13 protein-coding genes are annotated in these 18,375 nt (G+C 32.3%); 12 read left to right on the forward strand and 1 reads right to left on the reverse strand.

Annotated features, from left to right (window positions below; all coding sequences use genetic code 11):
- Nucleotides 1-35: 35 nt before the first annotated feature.
- From NHF47_RS13535 to NHF47_RS13585, 11 genes are all read left to right on the forward strand, one after another.
- A complete protein-coding gene (locus NHF47_RS13535; RefSeq protein WP_252765433.1) occupies nt 36-788 on the forward strand; it encodes a hypothetical protein in 753 nt (250 codons plus the stop codon).
- A gap of 11 nt (nt 789-799) precedes the next feature.
- On the forward strand, nt 800-1,576 hold the full coding sequence (locus NHF47_RS13540; RefSeq protein ID WP_252765434.1) for a hypothetical protein: 777 nt from the start codon (nt 800-802) through the stop codon (nt 1,574-1,576).
- A gap of 16 nt (nt 1,577-1,592) precedes the next feature.
- Entirely contained in the window at nt 1,593-3,212 is a 1,620-nt protein-coding gene (locus NHF47_RS13545; RefSeq protein WP_252765435.1) for a T9SS type A sorting domain-containing protein, read from the forward strand.
- Nucleotides 3,213-3,216: 4 nt separating this feature from the next.
- Nucleotides 3,217-4,482 carry an OmpA family protein gene (locus NHF47_RS13550; RefSeq protein ID WP_252765436.1) on the forward strand — a complete coding sequence of 422 codons (1,266 nt, stop codon included), beginning with the start codon at nt 3,217-3,219 and terminating at the stop codon, nt 4,480-4,482.
- Between the two features lie 8 nt (nt 4,483-4,490).
- On the forward strand, nt 4,491-5,600 hold the full coding sequence (locus NHF47_RS13555) for a hypothetical protein (protein ID WP_252765437.1): 1,110 nt from the start codon (nt 4,491-4,493) through the stop codon (nt 5,598-5,600).
- 183 nt (nt 5,601-5,783) lie between these two features.
- Nucleotides 5,784-8,684, forward strand: a complete 2,901-nt coding sequence (locus tag NHF47_RS13560; RefSeq protein ID WP_252765438.1) for a response regulator — start codon at nt 5,784-5,786, stop codon at nt 8,682-8,684.
- A 130-nt stretch (nt 8,685-8,814) separates the two neighbouring features.
- Nucleotides 8,815-9,843 (forward strand): hypothetical protein, encoded by a 1,029-nt coding sequence (locus NHF47_RS13565; RefSeq protein WP_252765439.1) that lies wholly within the window; start codon nt 8,815-8,817, stop codon nt 9,841-9,843.
- Nucleotides 9,844-9,878: 35 nt separating this feature from the next.
- Complete coding sequence (locus NHF47_RS13570) at nt 9,879-10,370, forward strand: DUF6252 family protein (RefSeq protein WP_252765440.1); 492 nt, start codon at nt 9,879-9,881, stop codon at nt 10,368-10,370.
- A 17-nt stretch (nt 10,371-10,387) separates the two neighbouring features.
- Entirely contained in the window at nt 10,388-11,677 is a 1,290-nt protein-coding gene (locus NHF47_RS13575; protein WP_252765441.1) for an OmpA family protein, read from the forward strand.
- A gap of 176 nt (nt 11,678-11,853) precedes the next feature.
- Nucleotides 11,854-12,750: a hypothetical protein gene (locus NHF47_RS13580; RefSeq protein WP_252765442.1), complete on the forward strand. Its 897-nt coding sequence runs from the start codon at nt 11,854-11,856 to the stop codon at nt 12,748-12,750.
- 25 nt (nt 12,751-12,775) lie between these two features.
- On the forward strand, nt 12,776-13,360 hold the full coding sequence (locus NHF47_RS13585; RefSeq protein WP_252765443.1) for a hypothetical protein: 585 nt from the start codon (nt 12,776-12,778) through the stop codon (nt 13,358-13,360).
- A gap of 70 nt (nt 13,361-13,430) precedes the next feature.
- On the opposite strand, the gene NHF47_RS13590 is transcribed toward NHF47_RS13585, so the two are convergent.
- The gene (locus NHF47_RS13590; protein ID WP_252765444.1) at nt 13,431-13,865 is read right to left on the reverse strand and encodes an Hsp20/alpha crystallin family protein; all 435 of its coding nucleotides are present in this window, start codon (nt 13,863-13,865) and stop codon (nt 13,431-13,433) included.
- 272 nt (nt 13,866-14,137) lie between these two features.
- Between NHF47_RS13590 and NHF47_RS13595 the strand changes: the two genes are divergently transcribed.
- Nucleotides 14,138-18,319 carry a T9SS sorting signal type C domain-containing protein gene (locus tag NHF47_RS13595; RefSeq protein WP_252765445.1) on the forward strand — a complete coding sequence of 1,394 codons (4,182 nt, stop codon included), beginning with the start codon at nt 14,138-14,140 and terminating at the stop codon, nt 18,317-18,319.
- Nucleotides 18,320-18,375 lie beyond the last annotated feature (56 nt).

Below are 18,375 nucleotides of genomic sequence, written 5' to 3' on the forward strand. Positions count from 1 at the left end.
GTCTTAAAGAAAACAAATTTTAAAAAAAAATGATCATGAAAACATTCCAAACATTTTTCCTTGCATGTTGCTTTTTAATAGTATTATCTTGTAATAATGATGATGATGCTACTCCACAAGATGCTTACCCAACCGAACTTAAACTGACAGATTATACCAATGCCGTTAACAATAAAACGGTGACTCTAACTTACAATAATGATAACACTATTGCAAGTATTACTATTCAAGATAATCAAGGACTAAAAACCAAACAATATGCGTATACCAATGGAAAAATAACCAGTGTAGCCAATTCTGGCTTTCTTTCTGGACCAGATGTTCGTACGTTTGTATATAATGCCTCTGGAAAATTGTCTTCAATTATTGATGATGTGAGTGGAACAACCGAAACTTTCCCGATTACTTACAATTCTTCTACAAATACGTATACACTTACTGATGGTGGCGATACCAATACCGTTGTTTTAGATGCTAGTGATAACCCAACAGTATATTCAAACACTTTTGTTGCTTCTGATTTAATCCTAACATTAGATAGCAATAACTCAGGTGTTTTTAAAAATGTTTCACCTCAAATTGCGCTTCAATTCGATTTAGGTTTATATGTTGGCCATCTCTTTTATTTTTTCAACCAAAAGCAAATCAATCATTTCCAATTTGGAGTACAAGATTTCGACTTTGTTCATACAAGAGACTCTGAAAACAATATTACAACTGTAGTGTATAACTTTAGCGGCGGTGGAAGTCAATTAGATATTACCTACGAAAAAAGAAATAGATTCTAAATAAATGAGTTATGAAAAAGTATATCTATAAATCCCTTTTCTTTGTTTTAACGCTTGTATTAATGAGCTGTAATAATGACGATGATAGCCAATCGATTTGGTTACCTGTAAACATGGAAATCATTTATCCAGCTTCAGCTGCCTCTTACCAAACGTTAGATATCAGTTATACCAATGAATTTTTAATTCAAAATGTAACCCGTAATCTTTCTGGAGGCACTAAAATAAGTTACGATTGTGCTTATAATGACCTTCAATTACTTTCCAATTTGAAAATTACAGATTTGCCTTCTGGAGAAGAAACCAATTATCAAATTTCATATACTAATGGAATTGTAACTAAAATTACGGTAAATCCGTCTGGTGCTGCTACTGAATATAACATTGATTATGATAGTAATTCGAATCTTTATCGATACAACTTTCCTTACACTTGGAAATTCAATGCCGAAAATAATTTCGAATATTATTTTTTCTCAAGTGATAAAACGCTACAAGTAACCTATGAATCGGGAAATGGCTTCAATCATTTTATGAAATCTCAACCTGCTTTAGCTATTTTAGATAGTTATTTTAGAGAAAATTTTTTTCAAGATTTATATTTTCTGAGTACAAAACCAGTAAAAGAAACCCGGTTTGAAGATTTAGTTTCATCAGATGTCATAGAATCGCATTTTACACATACTTTCGATACTCATAATCATATTTCTAAGACTGAAATCAGAATAAATACAGACACCAACCCTTTCTTGATAAAGAATATTACGTATCAAGAAAAAAAATTCTAATGAAACAACTAACAACATGAAAAATTTCCTTATAACTATATTGGTAGTAAGTAGTTTTACTTTACAAGCTCAAGAATGGATGGATGCTAGTTTTGGAACGAATGGAATTGTGACCACTAATTTTCCACTAAACGGTTTAGATGAAATTCAAAAATTACTAACACAACCCGATGGAAAAATTATTGCCATTGGAAACACCCGAAATGCAACTAATTTTTATGATATAGGAATAGCACGCTACTTAGAAAATGGAACATTGGATCCTTCCTTTGGAACAGCAGGTGTGGATGGAATTACGATATTAGATATTCAAAATGAACAAAATACAGTAACGGATGCTTTCTTGCAATCTGATGGCAAATTTGTTGTTCTTTCTTCTCTAAAATATGCAAATAATACTACAGATATTGTCCTTACTCGTTTTCTGTCTAATGGAACTGTTGACACTAGTTTTGGCACCAATGGAAGCACCATTTTTGGGATAAATACAAATCCCGAAGATAATGAAGCAGGTTATGGAATTTTAAAACTAGCAGATGACCGAATTCTAGTAGTAGGTACTTATGAAGAAGATACAGCTACTACTCCTGTATATACTTTATTGACTGTTTTTACTACTAATGGCTCAGTGGATGTTACTTTTGGAACCAATGGGTATCTTACTTTTAATATTGGCAATGATAATTATTCCTATGCAGATAAAGCAGTACAACTGAATGATGGAAAAATCGTATTTTGTGGTACCTATACTTCAAATGTTACCAATGATGATAATGCTTTTGTTGCAAAAATTAATCTAGATGGTTCATTAGATACTACTTTTGCAAATAATGGCGTTTTTACACTCGATTTAAATACAGCACTTTCATTATATAGTTATGATAGTGCTGTTAATTTAGCCGTTTCAACTGATGGCAAAATTGGTGTTGTTGGTTTTACAGCAACCGATACGTACTATGATTATCTTTTCTTTGTATTACAAGCAAATGGAACACTCGACCCCACTTTTTCAATAAATGGCTATCATGTTTGGGATCATAATGGAGATGCTAATACGTTATTTAGTATAGCCTCTCAAGAAGATGGAAAATGGTTGGTATCTGGTGATTATTTCTCACAGAATGGAGCCGATACCGAAGGTAAATTTTATGTTAGCCGTTTGAATGCAGACGGCAATTTCGATGCCACTTTTGGAGTAAATGGTGCCATAACTTTCGATATTAATGCTACCTATTTATACACCCAAAGCAGTACTATGGCAATAGACTCACAAGGAAGAATAATTTTAGGAGGTTTTTGGTATAACAATAGTAGTTTGGATTTTGCTGTAGCCCGATTGTTAACTCCAGAATTATTAGAAGAAACTATTTTTTTTAACGAAAAACATGCGAATTTACAATTAATCAATCCTATAAATAAAAATATTATTATCTTTAATACATCGAATAACAATGAAAGAATGAATGTAATGATTTATAATTCCTTGGGAAACTTGGTGTATTCAAAAGAGAATATCTTCTTAATTTCTAACGAAGTAACCATTCCTTTTGATGCGTATTCAAAAGGAGTCTACTATATTCAAATTCAAGCCATTAAACAACAAAAAAAACAAACATATAAAATCTTAAAAATCTAGAATTATGAAAATTAAAAATTGTAGTATCGCATTGCTGCTTCTTTTAGGTACCCATATTTGTAATGCACAATTGATCGATAAGTTAAAGAAAAAAGCGGAAAGAGCAGCGGAAAGAACAGTTGAGCGAAGAGTAGAAAGAGAAACGGAAAAAAAGACAGATCAAGCTATGGATAGTGTTTTTGGATCCGATAAAAAAAAGACTAAAAAAGAAAAAAAATCAAGTAAAGAAAGTTCCGGATCTTCTTCATCTTCTTCAACTAAAAAAGGGCAAGATATCGTTACAGGAAGTAGTTTTTTCCCAAATGGAGATATCCTATTTTCTGATGATTTTAACCAAGATAATTTTGGTGATTTCCCAGCGAATTGGGACACGAATTCGGGTGGAGAAATTATAAAAGTGGGGCAAAACAAGGCTTTCAAATTAAATCCAAACGGAACCTATGCTGCTAAAACAAATAAATTACCAGAAAATTATGCTTTAGAATTTGATTTGGTTACAGAAAATTTGGATTACAAAGGGCTATCCGGTTCTCAATTTGGTATTAACTTTTCCAGTGAACAAACTCTAAACAGACCAAAAAACGGTGGTAAATTCAGCTTCTCTCTATGGAAAGGTTCTAACATATGCAATCAAATAAACGTTCAAAATTGGGGAAAAACAAATGCCAAAATTGACAATAACATTCCCTTTAAAATGCAAGAAAAATTCAATACGACCACACATTTTACAGTAGTTGTAAATGGGAATCGTTTGCGCGTTTTTATTGATAATGAAAAAGCAATTGATCTACCTTCATTCTTAAGTAATAATTTGGGGAACTACATTCAATTTTATTTAAAAGGAACGGATCCAAAAGAAAACCATATTGCAGCTATTGCGAATGTAAAAATAACGGAAGAAGGAGAAGACTTGCGTTCCTTAATTCTAAAAGGAGGTTTCTCAACTACAAAAATTTTATTTGATTCTGGTTCGGATAAAATCAAAAAAGAATCGTATGAATTTTTAGATAAAATGGCAAAAGTATTACAAGATGACAAAACCCTTCGTTTGAATATTATTGGTCACACTGATAGTGATGGAGATTCGGTAAAAAATATGACTTTATCTAAATCGAGAGCAGCTTCAGTAATGAACTATTTTATTGATAACAAAGGATTAGACAAATCTCGCTTTATGTTTCAAGGTAGAGGTGAAAATGAACCCGTTGCTGAAAATAATTCTGCAGAAGGAAAAGCAAAAAATAGACGTGTAGAGTTTCAAAAAATATAATCTCCAAAATGAAATTAGCTGTCAAAATTATTCTCGGTTTAAGTGCAACAGCTGCATTAGGAATGGTTATTGGAGTTATTCCAAACCCTTTTGAAACACCTACAGATGTTCCACTCCATTTACAACACGAAATGAAAGTGGTATGGAATTACGATGGAAAACAGCAATCCATTCCAACTATAGAACAAGGAACTCCTTTTGACGATTCTAAATATTTTGATTTAAAAGCAAAAATTGCCATTAATCCTATTGAACCTCACGGTTTTTTTAAATTTGATTATGAAATGGAGCAATACATTGCTATTAATAATCAATCTGGAAATTTTACGTATAAGGTAAATAGTAATGATAACTCCATGTACATTCACGGAACAGATATTGAAAACAATGACTTGTTCCAACCTTTAAAGAACAATCCGTATGTGCAGCAGTATAAAATTAATTTTATCATTCGTAATGCTCAAAATGATTGGTATGCTTTTGTAGAGCATCAGGAAAAAGGAAAAATCTGTATTAAAATGCCTTCTGGTTTTACCTTTTCAAATGTATTTACAGATACCTACAGTAAAAGTTTGGAAGTTTTAAATAGTGCCAAAGCGAATGCAAACACCATTACCAATACTAGTCCGCTAGAACCTTACAGAGGTACATTTACAGATAATGATGGTTCACAAAAAAGAATTACCTTTTGGTTTGCCAAAGAGGAAGCTCAAATTCCAACAGGTATTCCTCTAATGGGATTTGGAGTCGGTGTTTTTAAAGATGTATTAGAAAAAAAACAAAAATTTTTAGCGGTAACCGAGGCTGAAGATGGCGTTTCTAAATTATTACATTTAGAACAAATTGAAGAATGGGGAATTAATACAGACGGTTATAAAATACTATCTTTTGATTTTCATTTACCAACTGGTAAAGCTAAAACCGAAAACATGGTCAGTTGGCTTAAAACGAAGCAAGATGAAATCGCCCAATTAAGAGCGGCAAGAAAGAACTGTCCCTCTCATCAAGCTGGAAGCGATTGTAGAAAAAATTATGAAAAGAGAATTAAGGAAGTACAAGATGAAATTGCTTCGAGAGCACAAGAATTAGCAACTCAAATGATGCCACCCATGAAGTAAGTTTCTTTGTTATAAGTTATTTAAAAAGTACAAAAACAAGCCTAAAATAAAGGATGCTGTTTTTGTACTTTTATTTTTATAATACTTTTGAAAAACATGTAACAAACTATGTTACAATACTTTTATAAAAAAAAGTTTTTTCTTATTATAATTGTCTAAATTTACATAACAAGTAAACAAACTATGAAAAAAGAACGACTAAACCGAGCTGTTTTATATGGCTATTTCCTTTTATTTAGCTTACTATTAGTTGTACCAGTTACACTTCATTCACAAACATTTACAAAAAAAGACTCTATAAAAATATTCAGTTATATCCAAAAAGCAGAAGATTTTTATAATCTTTCGGAATATGATTCGGCTGTATTTTATACCACTAAAGCTGAAAAATTAGCTAAAGAAAAAAAATATGAAATAGGTTATGCTCATGCTTTACTTAAAAAAGAAGATATTTTTATCAATTATGATGAATTAGATAAAGCAGAAATTATAAACAAACAAGTAACAGCACTTGGAGAAAAACTGAATGATTCAAAAATCATTGCTTATGCTACCTTACATACAGCTCAAATAAAAATGTATCAAAATAAAATGAATGAAGCAATTCCTCTTTTTCAAAAATGTACTAAAAATTATTTTGATCAACATCCTTCCTATCATGCCGCCTTAGCCTATAATGATTTTGGTTACACGTATGGATTACAAGATGACTTAATTAATCAAACTAAGTGCTTGATCCAATCAATTAAAATATACGAAAGCCTTCCCGAAATGTATAATGGAGAATTAGCAGTCGTTTATAACAACTTATCTTTAGTTTACTACCGATTGAAAGATAATGACAAAACGATTGAATATGCTAAAAAATCGATTTATTACAGGGAAAAACATGGCGATATTGATAATCTAGCTTTAGGATATTGCAACATGAGTCAATTGTACCGTCAAATTGATGCTAAAGAAGCAAAAAAATATCAAGAATTATGTGTCAAATATGCAGAATTATCCAAAAATGAAGACCGTATAGCACAAGCATATATGACTTCTGCCTTAATTGCTAGCGATGCTGAAAACAGAACTTTAGCAATCGAATTTGAAAAAAAAGCCGTAAAAATACTAGAAGAAAAAAACAACAATCCCAGTTTGCTTGCACTTCGTTATATAGCTATAGGAATGCATTTAGTAGCTTTGAAAAAAAATCCAGAAGAAGCCATTTCGTATTATAATAAAGCTTTAACAATAAGTGAAGCCATTCACAGTAAAACAAATATATCTGAAGTTTATAAAAATCTTACGAAAGCGTATACACTACAAAACAATTATAAAGCGGCTTTGGAAGCTCAAAAAAAATATTATACTTACAGAGATAGCATCATCGATGAGAAAACCAATGTAAGTGTTGCCGAATTAGAAAAGAAGTTTCAAACGGAAAAAAAAGAACAAGAAATTAAACTATTATCTGCCGAAAACAAATTAGCCCAAAAGCAAAAATATATTTACATTGGCTTAGCTGGATTCCTTTTTCTAGTTGGTTTTACTTTATTTTTTATATATAGAAACCAATTAAAAACAGCTCAAAAAATCAAAGAATTAAACACCTTAAAGTCTAAATTTTTCGCTAATATTTCTCACGAATTTAGAACTCCTCTTACCCTGATAAAAAGTCCTGTTCAAAGTCTGCAAAAAGTTATTTCTAATGAGGATGAAAAAAAACAATTGCAACTTATTGACAGAAATGCCAATCGAATGTTAGAACTGGTGGATCAATTATTAGCGCTTTCCAAAATAGATAGTGGCAAATTGAAATTAATACTGAAAGAAGGAAATGTTAGTTCGTTCTTACATACTCTAACAGAACCATTTGAATTTCAAGCCAAAGAAAACAATTTGAAATTTGAAACCCACATTGAAAAAAATACAACCCATCAGTATTTCGATAAAGATATCCTCGAAAAAATTGTAACCAATATTTTATCCAATGCTTTCAAATATACGCCTTCTGGAGAGAAAATAGAGTTTCATTCGTTCATCGAAAATAAAAAGTTAAAATTAATATGTAGTAATTCTGGGATTTCCTTAAAGAAAGAAGAGATAAACCAACTTTTCGAACGCTTTTATCAAAAAAATGAAAGCGAAAAAGGAGTTGGTATAGGATTGGCATTGGTTAAAGAATTAATTGAATTATACGAAGGGGAAATACAAACACAAGTTACCAATCAAAACCTTCAATTTACAATCTTACTTCCACTCGAAAAATTTCCTGAAAATGCTGTGGTTGTGACCAAAGAAGCCACTCCTATTATAGAAAATCAAACTCAAGAAAATGATTTACCAATTGTCTTAATTGCAGATGATAATGCTGATATACGAACGGTTTTAAAAGATTTATTAAATGGAGATTTTCAAATATTGGAAGCGGAAAATGGTGAAGACGCGCTAAAAATTGCTAAAAAGGAGATTCCAGATTGTATTATTTCGGATATTATGATGCCCAAAATGAATGGCTATGAATTTACCAAAGCGATAAAATCGAATGAACTTACTTCCTTCATACCCGTAATTTTACTTACAGCCAAAACAGCTGAAGAAGCTCATTTAGAAGGTTTACAAAGTACCGCCGATGCATTTCTTACCAAACCCTTTCACCACGAAATTATAAAACTTACGGTGACCCAACTTATAAAAGAAAGAAAAAAGCTCCAAGAACGTTACAGCCAAGAACTGGTTTTAAAACCTGTTGACATCGTCATTAATTCCGTAGATGAAAAATTCTTAGAAAAACTACAAGAAATTTTACATAAAGAAGTAGCAAATGCCGATTTCTCATCTGATAATTTTGCATCAGCTGTAGGTATGAGTCGCATGCAATTACATCGTAAATTAAAATCACTTTTAGGTGTTAGTGCCACCGAATTTTTAAGAACAGAACGCTTAAAAACTGCTGTTGAATTACTCAAAAAAGGGAATGGAAATATTTCCGAAATTGCCTATTCCGTTGGTTTTAATGATGTGTCTTATTTCTCAAAATGCTTCAAAGAAATGTATCATTGCACGCCTTCTGAATATCTTGAAAAAAACGCATAACCCTCTTAAACCCTTTATTTTACTGACATATAAAAGTGTGTTACATATGTCATAGCCCTTGTTACAATTCTCCTATCACCTTTGTTTGATTATGTTCAAATTTGTCTTATCCAATTAAAACAAAGAACATATGAAAACAATTATGAAACCATTTTTAATGTTACTTTTTATAGTCGCATTATTTTCTTGCAGTAGTGATGATGATAGTAATGTGATTCAAAATCCTATTAATAGAGATATTTATACTTGTGGCACAGAATCTAATGGTACTTATAATATAGCAAAAGTATGGAAAAATGGAATAGGCACCGATTTAACAGATGGCACAAGAAATACCATAGCACGATCTGTTTTTGTTTCTGGTAATGATGTGTATGTTGCTGGTTATGAAGAAAACAGTCTTTCTAGAATTGCTAAATTTTGGAAAAATGGTGTTGTGACTAACTTAAGCGATGGTAGTGAATTTGCTTATGCGTATTCTATTACAGTTTCCGGATCAGATGTTTATGTCGCAGGGTTTGAATCCAATGGAACCGTAAATGTAGCCAAGATTTGGAAAAATGGAACTGCAATAAATATAACCGACGGAACAAAATCTGCTATAGCTAGTTGTGTACTTGTAAATGAAACTGATGTTTATGTAGGTGGCTATGAAACAATAGGCACCAAAAAAGTGGCAAAAATATGGAAAAATGGCGCTGCCATTAATTTAAGTGATGGCTCCAATGATAATTCCGTTTCTTCAATTGCAATATCGGGTACAGATATATATGCATGCGGATATGCTTTTAATGGGACAAAATTTGTCGCTAAAGTATGGAAAAATGGTATCGGAACAACTTTAACAGATGGTATAAATACTTCCTATGGAAATTCTATAGCTGTATCTAATAATGATGTGTATGTAACTGGCTATGAGTCTAATGGCACAAAAAATATTGCAAAAGTCTGGAAAAATGGAATAGCAACCAATTTAACGGATGGTATAAATAATGCATATGCTTCTTCCATATTCATTTCTCAAACAGATATTTATGTTGGTGGCTCAGAATTTAACGGAACAAAAAATGCAGCAAAATTCTGGAAAAATAGTACTGCAACTGCTATTGATGAATCCATTTTAAATGACCAACAAGTATATTCTATTTTCATCAAATAAAAGAAATTCGTAAAAACAATTAAAACAAAGAACATATGAAAACAATTATGAAACCATTTATGATATTACTTTTTATAGTAACATCATTTTCTTGTAGTAGTGATGATGATTCTTCAAATTCAACTACAAATGATAATTTTATTAGAGCTAAAATTAACGGTGTTTCTTACGAAGCCACAGGTTCAGGATTACATGGAAGTTTCGATGAAGAAGGATTAGATATTGACAGTCGAGATACCAACGGAACAGGTATGGATTTTTATATCATTGGAAATGTGTCACAAGGCACTTACAATTTTAGTTCCTCAAATGTTACTACTCAAGGTAGATTAAATTACCGATTAACTGGTGAAAATTTTTCAAGCGGTTTTTGTTCTGTTTCAAATGGGACTTTAACCATTACTTCTATAAATGGCAAAACGGTTACAGGTACATTTAGTTTTACAGGAAGTTCTATGTCAGAATCATGTTTAAATCCTTCAACTAAAGCCATAACTGAAGGGTCTTTTAAAATTACTTTTCCATAATATAAAATACTATTTATATGAAATTTATACTAACCATTGGCTTACTTTTATTGGTAACCCCATCCCAGGCACAGTTCTTTAAAAAATTAAGTGAAAAAGCAGAAAAAGCGGCAGAACGAACTGTAGAAAGACGTGTAGAAAAAAAATCGGAAGAAACAACCGATGAATCGATAGATAAAGTTTTTGAAAAGAAAAAAAAGAAAGAGAAAAAAACAAAGGGAAATAATTCACAAACTGAAGAAACGAATTCAAAAACAGGAAATAAAAAAACAACAATTACTAGTGCTAAAGATTTTATAGCAGGAACAAAAATAATCGCTACTGAAAATTTCAATCAGGATGCTATTGGCGATTTTCCCGTAAATTGGAACACAAACAGCAGTGGTGAAGTAGTTACTTTTTCCGATTCCAATGAAAAATGGTTGCAATTAAGTGATAAAGGCAACTATACTCCTGTAAACTTTTCAAAACTTCCTGAAAATTGCACTTTTGAAGTAGACATTTACAGCACCGAAAATTTTTCATTCTACTCTAGTGGTTTAAGTATCGCCTTTGTATCGTCCCAAAAGAAAACAGATTATACCCAATGGGGAGATTTTAAAAGCGGAAAAGAAGGTGTCATTGTTAGCCTTCATCCACAAGGAGCAGGAAGTAGGAAAATAGGTGTTTCTGGCTTCAAAATAATCACCAATCATGCGCTTGCCACGGAAAACAATGTGGATTTAAAATCTTTTAATAACGATAATAACACCGCAAAAGTACAATTTTGGAGACAAAAAAACAGACTCAGAATGTATGTGAATGGCGAGAAAATTTGGGATTTACCCAATGCTTTTCAAGACGTGACTTACAACAGTATTGTTTTTTACCTACATACGTATGGAAATCCTGAAGATAAATATTATATCTCTAACTTAAAATTAGCTGAAGCGGGTGCAGATACACGTCATAAACTTATTGAAACAGGTACTTTCTCAACTAACGAAATTCTTTTCGATACCAATAAATCTACCATTAAAAGTACAAGCAAAACAGTTTTAGCAGATTTAGGAAAGGCATTACAAGAAAATTCATCCGTAAAAATTAAAATTACAGGACATACAGATAGCGATGGAAAAGAAACAGATAATCAAAAATTATCAGCACAAAGAGCAGAAAGTGTGAAAAATTATTTGAGTACGAATTTTGGCATTGAAAAATCAAGAATGCTGACAGAAGGAAAAGGAGAAAGCAATCCCATTGCAAGTAACGATACCGAAGAAGGTAAAAAACAAAACAGAAGAGTTGAATTTATGGTAATTAAATAGCAAAAGTGATATGCCTAAAAAACCTACAAAATATGAGGCAAAAATTGAAAATATCCCTTCCAAAAAAATTTATTTAAATATCAATCACCTAGAAAAAGGAGACTATGAATTAAATATTATTCATAAAAATAAGCTTTTAACAAAAACAACTTTTAAAAAAAAATAAAATGGAGCATATGAAAAAAAATAATAAAATAATCGTTTTTTTAATACTACTCACAAGTCTAATTTCTTGTAGTAAAGACGATGACAATAGCACCCCTTCAAACTACTTAACCAGTTATAACTTTTCTTTCAGTACAGAAGAGTTTCAGGTGCAATACAATTCAGAAAATCAAGTAACAGGCTTTGAAACAGTAGATCCTAGTAGCTCCAAGTTAACTAAAGTGAATAATGAAATTACTAGAAATAATAATGTCGTAACAGGTATTGGTAACGCAACTCTTACGTACAATTCATTAAAACAAATTGCTTCTATAAATGATGGTACAGGAAATGGACAAACCGAACTAGAATATGATACTTCTGGAAGACTGATTAATCAAAGAACTAACTATTTTAGTGGTAGTATTACAGAAACAAAAAATCTAACATATGATTCTAACAATAGGATTATCAAAATTATCATTCATATCGTAAGTAGTTCTATTAATGAGTATTACAAGTATAATCTTAGCTATGATTCGCAAAATAATATAAAAGAATCGAACCTCAGTTCAAGTTCAGATAATAGCACCTATAATCTTTTAGAAACTCGATTATACACTTATGATTCAAAAGTAAATCCACTAAAAAAAGTGATTGAGCTGCTTTCGTTTGGAAATTTTTATCTCTGCCCATCTTACCCTTTTTCACTATTTGAAACCATTAAATTCAATTATCTCGCGGCCTATGCTTTAAATTGGACTTGCAATAATAATCTTACGCATATTACTATTGTGTCTGCTTCTGGAGAAATTAGTAATGCAACTTACGAATATACCTACAACGAAGATGGCTTACCTACTAAAGTAATTATTACCGATGAAGACGGTGGTACTTACTCACAAAACTTTTTTTATACTCGTAAATAACTTTAATTAAATAAAAATCAAACAAATGAAAACAACAATTTTAAAAATTTGGTCTCTATTAGTAGTAATTATGATGCTTTCTTGCTCAGCAGAAGATGGAAAGGATGGTATCGATGGTGTCGATGGAATAAATGGTATTGATGGGGTTAATGGCGCTACAGGACCACAAGGTCCAGCTGGAACAGCAAATGTAATTTACTCCAATTGGATTCCTGCAAACTTTACTGGCACTTCTACTTCTGTAAAATACATGGGCATTGATTTTCCTGCTGGAATGCCATCTGCTTCTAGTATTAAAAACACACATACTATCATCGTTTATTTTACTGGTTATGGAGATGGAAATGTTTACCAATTACCCGTTTTAGATTTTAGAGGTGCTCAATTTACCTGTGGCTTTGGTAGCGGAAGCATCTCTGCCTCAGACATTAACATTACTGCTAAAGCGCTTAGTGGTAGTCTTATTGATCAACAAATAAGTCCAGCTTTAGGAGCTAAATTCAGATACGTAATAATTCCTGGTGGTGTAAGTGCAGGCAGAAATAGTTCTATGGATTATTCTAATATGAGTTACGATGAAATATGTGACTTCTTCAATATAACAAATTAAAATTTGAGTTAGTTTTTTACAAAAAAAGCCTAATGTTTCCATTAGGCTTTTTTTAATTTTTACATCTTAATTAACCAATTTCAATAAAACGCTTTGGCTTTGGTAAAGCTTCTTCTCTTTTGGGAAGCATTACCTGTAAAACTCCATTTTCATAATTGGCCTTAATAGCTTCTTCTTTAACCGTTTCTGGTAAATTGAAAGAACGTTTAAAAGAAGAAAAACTAAATTCTTTTCGAGTATATTTCCCATTTTCATTTTTAGATTCCGATTCTAATTTTCTTTCAGAGGAAATAGTCAACACATTTTCATCTAATTCTATATTAAAATCTTCTTTCTTCAATCCTGGTGAAGCTAACTCAATGGTAAAATCCGTTTCGGTCTCTTTAATGTTAACGGCAGGAATTGTATTTGAAAAACTTTGTACGCCTCCCATAAAATCGGGTTTTAAAAAATCTTCCATTACTGATGGGAAAAATAACTTTGGATTTGTTTTTACTAAGTTCATATCTTTAAATTTTTGATTAAACATTTCTCCATAAAATTCAAAATTTATTCCAAAATAAAAAAAAGCCAAAATGTCTTTAAATGGACGTTTTCAAAAGACAATTTGACCTATATTTAAGATTTTATTTGCAAATTAACTGACTAAATTTCAGCTCTTTAATTTTAAAGATACAAGATCTGATTTTTTTTATGGAATTTTGTAAGCGTCAAAACAAGAAATAAAAGTAATAAATAGTAGATATTTATATATTTGTAAAAATAAACTTTCACTCAATGAAAAAAAATATACTCGTATTTCTTTTGTTTTTAAGTATTTGCGTTGGTTCTTTTTACTTTTTTAAAAATAACAATTCCCAAGAAAGTATACAAAAAGAAATTGCTACACCACAAAGCAACTCTAAAAACAAAACAACTTCAAGTGATGTAATCAACAGCACTGAAAAGACTAAGGAAATTGAAAAAAAAGAAACAAAAATTATTAACAGTGTTTCCAAAAATCAATTGGCTAGTAACCAACCTAAACTAGTTAGAAAAGTTATTAACGCTACTAAAAAAGGAAAAAAGAAAACCTTAGAAGAAAGAGCTCAGTTTAATGAGGGTCGATTACTATATGAATTTTATAGACAAGTAAACCCAAATACAGGTAGAATTTCTGTAAGAGATAAAGAATTAGAAAAAGAAGAATCTAAAAATGTACCCTTAGCAGATGACAGTAACCTTTCAAGAGTTTCTGCACCAAATTATGTTAATCGTGGCCCTGGAAACCTCGGAGGCAGAACAAGAGCATTGGTTTATGATAAAAGCGACCCAACTGGTAATACCATCCTAGCTGGAGCGATTAGTGGTGGCGTATTTAGAACTACAAATGGAGGAGCAAGCTGGACAAAAGTATCTTCTCAAGATGAAATTCATAATGTAACTACCATCGCACAAGATCCTAGACCTGGTTTTCAAAATATTTGGTATTATGGTACAGGAGAAGTATTAGGGAATAGTGCTTCTTTAAACGGTGCATTTTACTATGGAAGAGGAATATGGAAGTCGGAAAATAGTGGTTTAACTTGGACGCAAATAGCTAGCTCTAACTCTGTTCAAGAAACATTTGACAACCGTTTTGACTTTGTACACAGACTCGCAGTTCATCCAGTTACAGGTGATGTATATGCAGGCATTGTTGGACAATTAGCGCGATATAATGGAACTACTTGGACAGCAGAACGAAATGATGCTACTGCATCTGGTAATAAACTAGTAGATGTTATTATTACTTCAACAGGAAGAGTGTATTGTGCTTTCTCTGGTAACTCCGATGCTTCTATCAGAGGAATATGGTCTTCTGCAACAGGTATTGGTGGTTGGTCGAGAATAGCAGACAATGGTACTCCAACAGGATGGTCTATGAGTGGCAGAGTTGTCCTTGGTCTTGCCCCATCTAATGAAAATATTTTATATGCCTTATATTTAAAAACAGGCACAACACCTTCACCTGGCGATTGTGATTTATGGAGATGGAATCAAGCTTCTACTACTTGGACCAACTTTTCATCAAAAATTCCCGATGAACCGGGCGGAAGTGCTGGAAATGACCCATTTAACTCTCAAGGCGCTTATGATTTAGTAGTCAATGTAAAACCTGATAATGAGAACTTTGTAGTAATTGGTGGTACTAATGCTTACAAAATAAGCAACATTAACACAGGATCTTTTGTGCGAATTGGTGGATATGGAAATCCTAATAATTATGCACAATGGAATGTGGGTGGTGTAACGCATCATCCTGATGTACATACGCTAGTCTTTAATCCTAACAATTCAAACATCTTATTGTCTGGAACGGACGGAGGAATTCATCAAACAAATGATATTAATGCTGCTTCTGTTAGTTGGATAAACCTAAATAACAAATACCAAACCTATCAATATTATCATGTAAATATGGATCCTCAATCAGGATCTGATGGCGTTATCGGTGGAGCACAAGACAACGGAACTACAGCTGGAGGAACCATATTTGGTTTAACCAATTTAACTAATATGAGTAGTGTCTTTAGTGGAGATGGTGTAGCCGCTGCTATTTCAAGAGATAATGCTTGTGTACCTTTCTTCATGGGTTCTCAAGGTGGAAGAATTTATCGCGATTGCCCTACGGCAGCAACCATAACACCTACTGGTTCTACAAGTGAATTCGTAACGTATTTCTATCTAGATCCAGATAACAATAGTAATTTATATTATGCAGGTCAAAACGTCCTTTGGAAAACAAATAACTCTTCTACTGTAACTTCAGGTACTTGGACTAACATGGGCTCAACTGCTTTAAAAGGACATAACGATTATTTTCAAACTTTTTCTACCACTAGAGGCACTTATAATGCCGCAACTAGTTATTTGCTATTAGGTGGAGATGAAGGTCACATCTATAGATTGAATGACCCAAGAAATGCTACTAGCTTTTCAGCAGCAGTAGACATTACGCCTCCAGGAGCAACTATTGCTTTCCCTTCAATTGTAACAGGCTTAGCCATTCACCCAACAAACAGGGATATTGTTTTGGCAACCTATTCAAATTATGGAACGCAAAGTATTTTTTATACCGCCAATGCAACAGCTGCTTCACCAACATGGACGCTAGTAGAACGAAATCTTGCAAGTCATTCCATTCGCTCTGCAGCTATTACGCAAGTTAATGGTCAAACTTTATTTTATGTCGGAACGGCAAGAGGACTTTATAGTACTACCAATCCTTTAACTACCGATTGGGTAAGACAAGGCGCTAATGAAATTGGATATGCTCTAGTAAGTTCCTTAGCGTATAGACATAATGATGGTACACTACTAATTGGAACGCATGGTAACGGAATGTACCAATCGAAAATTACACTTTGTGATGGTATCTCTACAACTTGGAATGGTTCTTCTTGGTCAAATGGAGTTCCAACTGCAACAAGAGAAGCCATTTTTACCGGAAATTATAACTCAACAGCTAATTTAGAAGCGTGTACAGTAACCATCACCAATAATGCAACGGTTACTTTTAATGCTGGTCATACCTTTATTATTGGAGGTGGTCTAACGGTAGATACTGGTGCAAACCTCGTTATCGAAAACAATGCAGCCTTACGACAAATAAATAAAGACGATAATTCTGGTTCTATTGTAGTAAAAAGAACATCTTCTCCTATGATTCGACAAGACTATACCGCATGGTCTTCTCCAGTAGCTAACCAACAACTATTGGCTTTTTCTCCAAATACAATACCATCTCGTTTTTACGAATATTTGTATACAGGTACAACAACTCCAACTGCATATCAATCTGTAGATCCTAATACTAACTTCCAAAAAGGAAAAGGATACATGATACGAGTGGATAACAATTGGTCCTCTTCTACTCCAGCAGCGTATAATGGCCAATTTGAAGGAGTTCCGTTTAATGGTGATGTAGCACAAAGAGTGGGTATGGGCTTCAATGTTTTAGGTAACCCTTATGCATCACCTATAAGCGCAGACACTTTTTTAGATGATAATTTAAATGCTAGTACACTTTATTTTTGGACAAATACAACTCCAGCTACTGGTGGTGCTTACCCTCAAAACAACTTTGCTTCCTATACTAAATTAGGTGGTGTGGCTGCTTTTGGTAGTGCTAAAATACCAAATGGAACCATTCAAACAGGACAAGGGTTTTATGTACAGTCTACAGCTTATCAAGATTGTTTCTTTAGAAATACACAAAGAGTAAATGCATCCGTTTCAACTCAATTTTTTAAATTGAATCAAAATCCTTCAGAAGGACATCTTTACAGACTCAATTTTAATGACCAAAACGTTTCGTATAACCAATTCTTAATTGGATATACAGATGGTGCTACAGATGGCGTTGACAATCTTATCGATGGAAAAATGATTGACACGTCTAAACCTTCAATGTATAGTATTATTAATCAAACGCAATATGTAATCCAAGGTAAAGGATTGCCTTTCAATGAAGAAGATATAATTCCTTTAGGCTATAAAGTAATCGATGCAGGTAATTACACTATTGCATTAGAAAATGTAGAAGGTTTATTTAACTCTCAAGATATTTTTGTTAAAGACAAGCTGTTGAATACACTTACAGATATCAAAAACAACACCTACACGTTCTATTCAAATTCAGGAACATTTGAAGATCGCTTCGAAATTGTATATAGAAATACACTACTATCAAATGGTAGTGTAACTTCAATCAATTCAATTACTATCTTTTCTGACAATGACGGAATTAATGTAAAGTCGACAGAAAAAATTAAAGACATCACGATTTATGATATAGTAGGAAAAACATTATATCAAAACCAAAATGTAAATGCATCAACTTTTGTGGTGAATAGCATAACCAAAAATGCACAAGTAGTACTTGTAAAAGTAACAGATTACCAGAACCAAGTAACTACGAAAAAAATAATTTTCTAGTGGAATCAGAAATGATTTCAAAAATAAAAAAGCCTTGTAATAAGGCTTTTTTATTT

Origin of the sequence: Flavobacterium sp. NRK F7 (assembly GCF_024054195.1) — a bacterium.
Classification (GTDB): Bacteria; Bacteroidota; Bacteroidia; order Flavobacteriales; family Flavobacteriaceae; genus Flavobacterium.

Excerpts from the sequence above, each read along its gene's own strand:
- NHF47_RS13535 (WP_252765433.1), top strand. The coding sequence starts at position 36 with ATGAAAACATTCCAAACATTTTTCCTTGCATGTTGCTTTTTAATAGTA.
- NHF47_RS13540 (WP_252765434.1), top strand. The coding sequence starts at position 800 with ATGAAAAAGTATATCTATAAATCCCTTTTCTTTGTTTTAACGCTTGTA.
- NHF47_RS13545 (WP_252765435.1), top strand. The coding sequence starts at position 1,593 with ATGAAAAATTTCCTTATAACTATATTGGTAGTAAGTAGTTTTACTTTA.
- NHF47_RS13550 (WP_252765436.1), top strand. The coding sequence starts at position 3,217 with ATGAAAATTAAAAATTGTAGTATCGCATTGCTGCTTCTTTTAGGTACC.
- NHF47_RS13555 (WP_252765437.1), top strand. The coding sequence starts at position 4,491 with ATGAAATTAGCTGTCAAAATTATTCTCGGTTTAAGTGCAACAGCTGCA.
- NHF47_RS13560 (WP_252765438.1), top strand. The coding sequence starts at position 5,784 with ATGAAAAAAGAACGACTAAACCGAGCTGTTTTATATGGCTATTTCCTT.
- NHF47_RS13565 (WP_252765439.1), top strand. The coding sequence starts at position 8,815 with ATGAAAACAATTATGAAACCATTTTTAATGTTACTTTTTATAGTCGCA.
- NHF47_RS13570 (WP_252765440.1), top strand. The coding sequence starts at position 9,879 with ATGAAAACAATTATGAAACCATTTATGATATTACTTTTTATAGTAACA.
- NHF47_RS13575 (WP_252765441.1), top strand. The coding sequence starts at position 10,388 with ATGAAATTTATACTAACCATTGGCTTACTTTTATTGGTAACCCCATCC.
- NHF47_RS13580 (WP_252765442.1), top strand. The coding sequence starts at position 11,854 with ATGAAAAAAAATAATAAAATAATCGTTTTTTTAATACTACTCACAAGT.
- NHF47_RS13585 (WP_252765443.1), top strand. The coding sequence starts at position 12,776 with ATGAAAACAACAATTTTAAAAATTTGGTCTCTATTAGTAGTAATTATG.
- NHF47_RS13590 (WP_252765444.1), bottom strand. The coding sequence starts at position 13,865 with ATGAACTTAGTAAAAACAAATCCAAAGTTATTTTTCCCATCAGTAATG.
- NHF47_RS13595 (WP_252765445.1), top strand. The coding sequence starts at position 14,138 with ATGAAAAAAAATATACTCGTATTTCTTTTGTTTTTAAGTATTTGCGTT.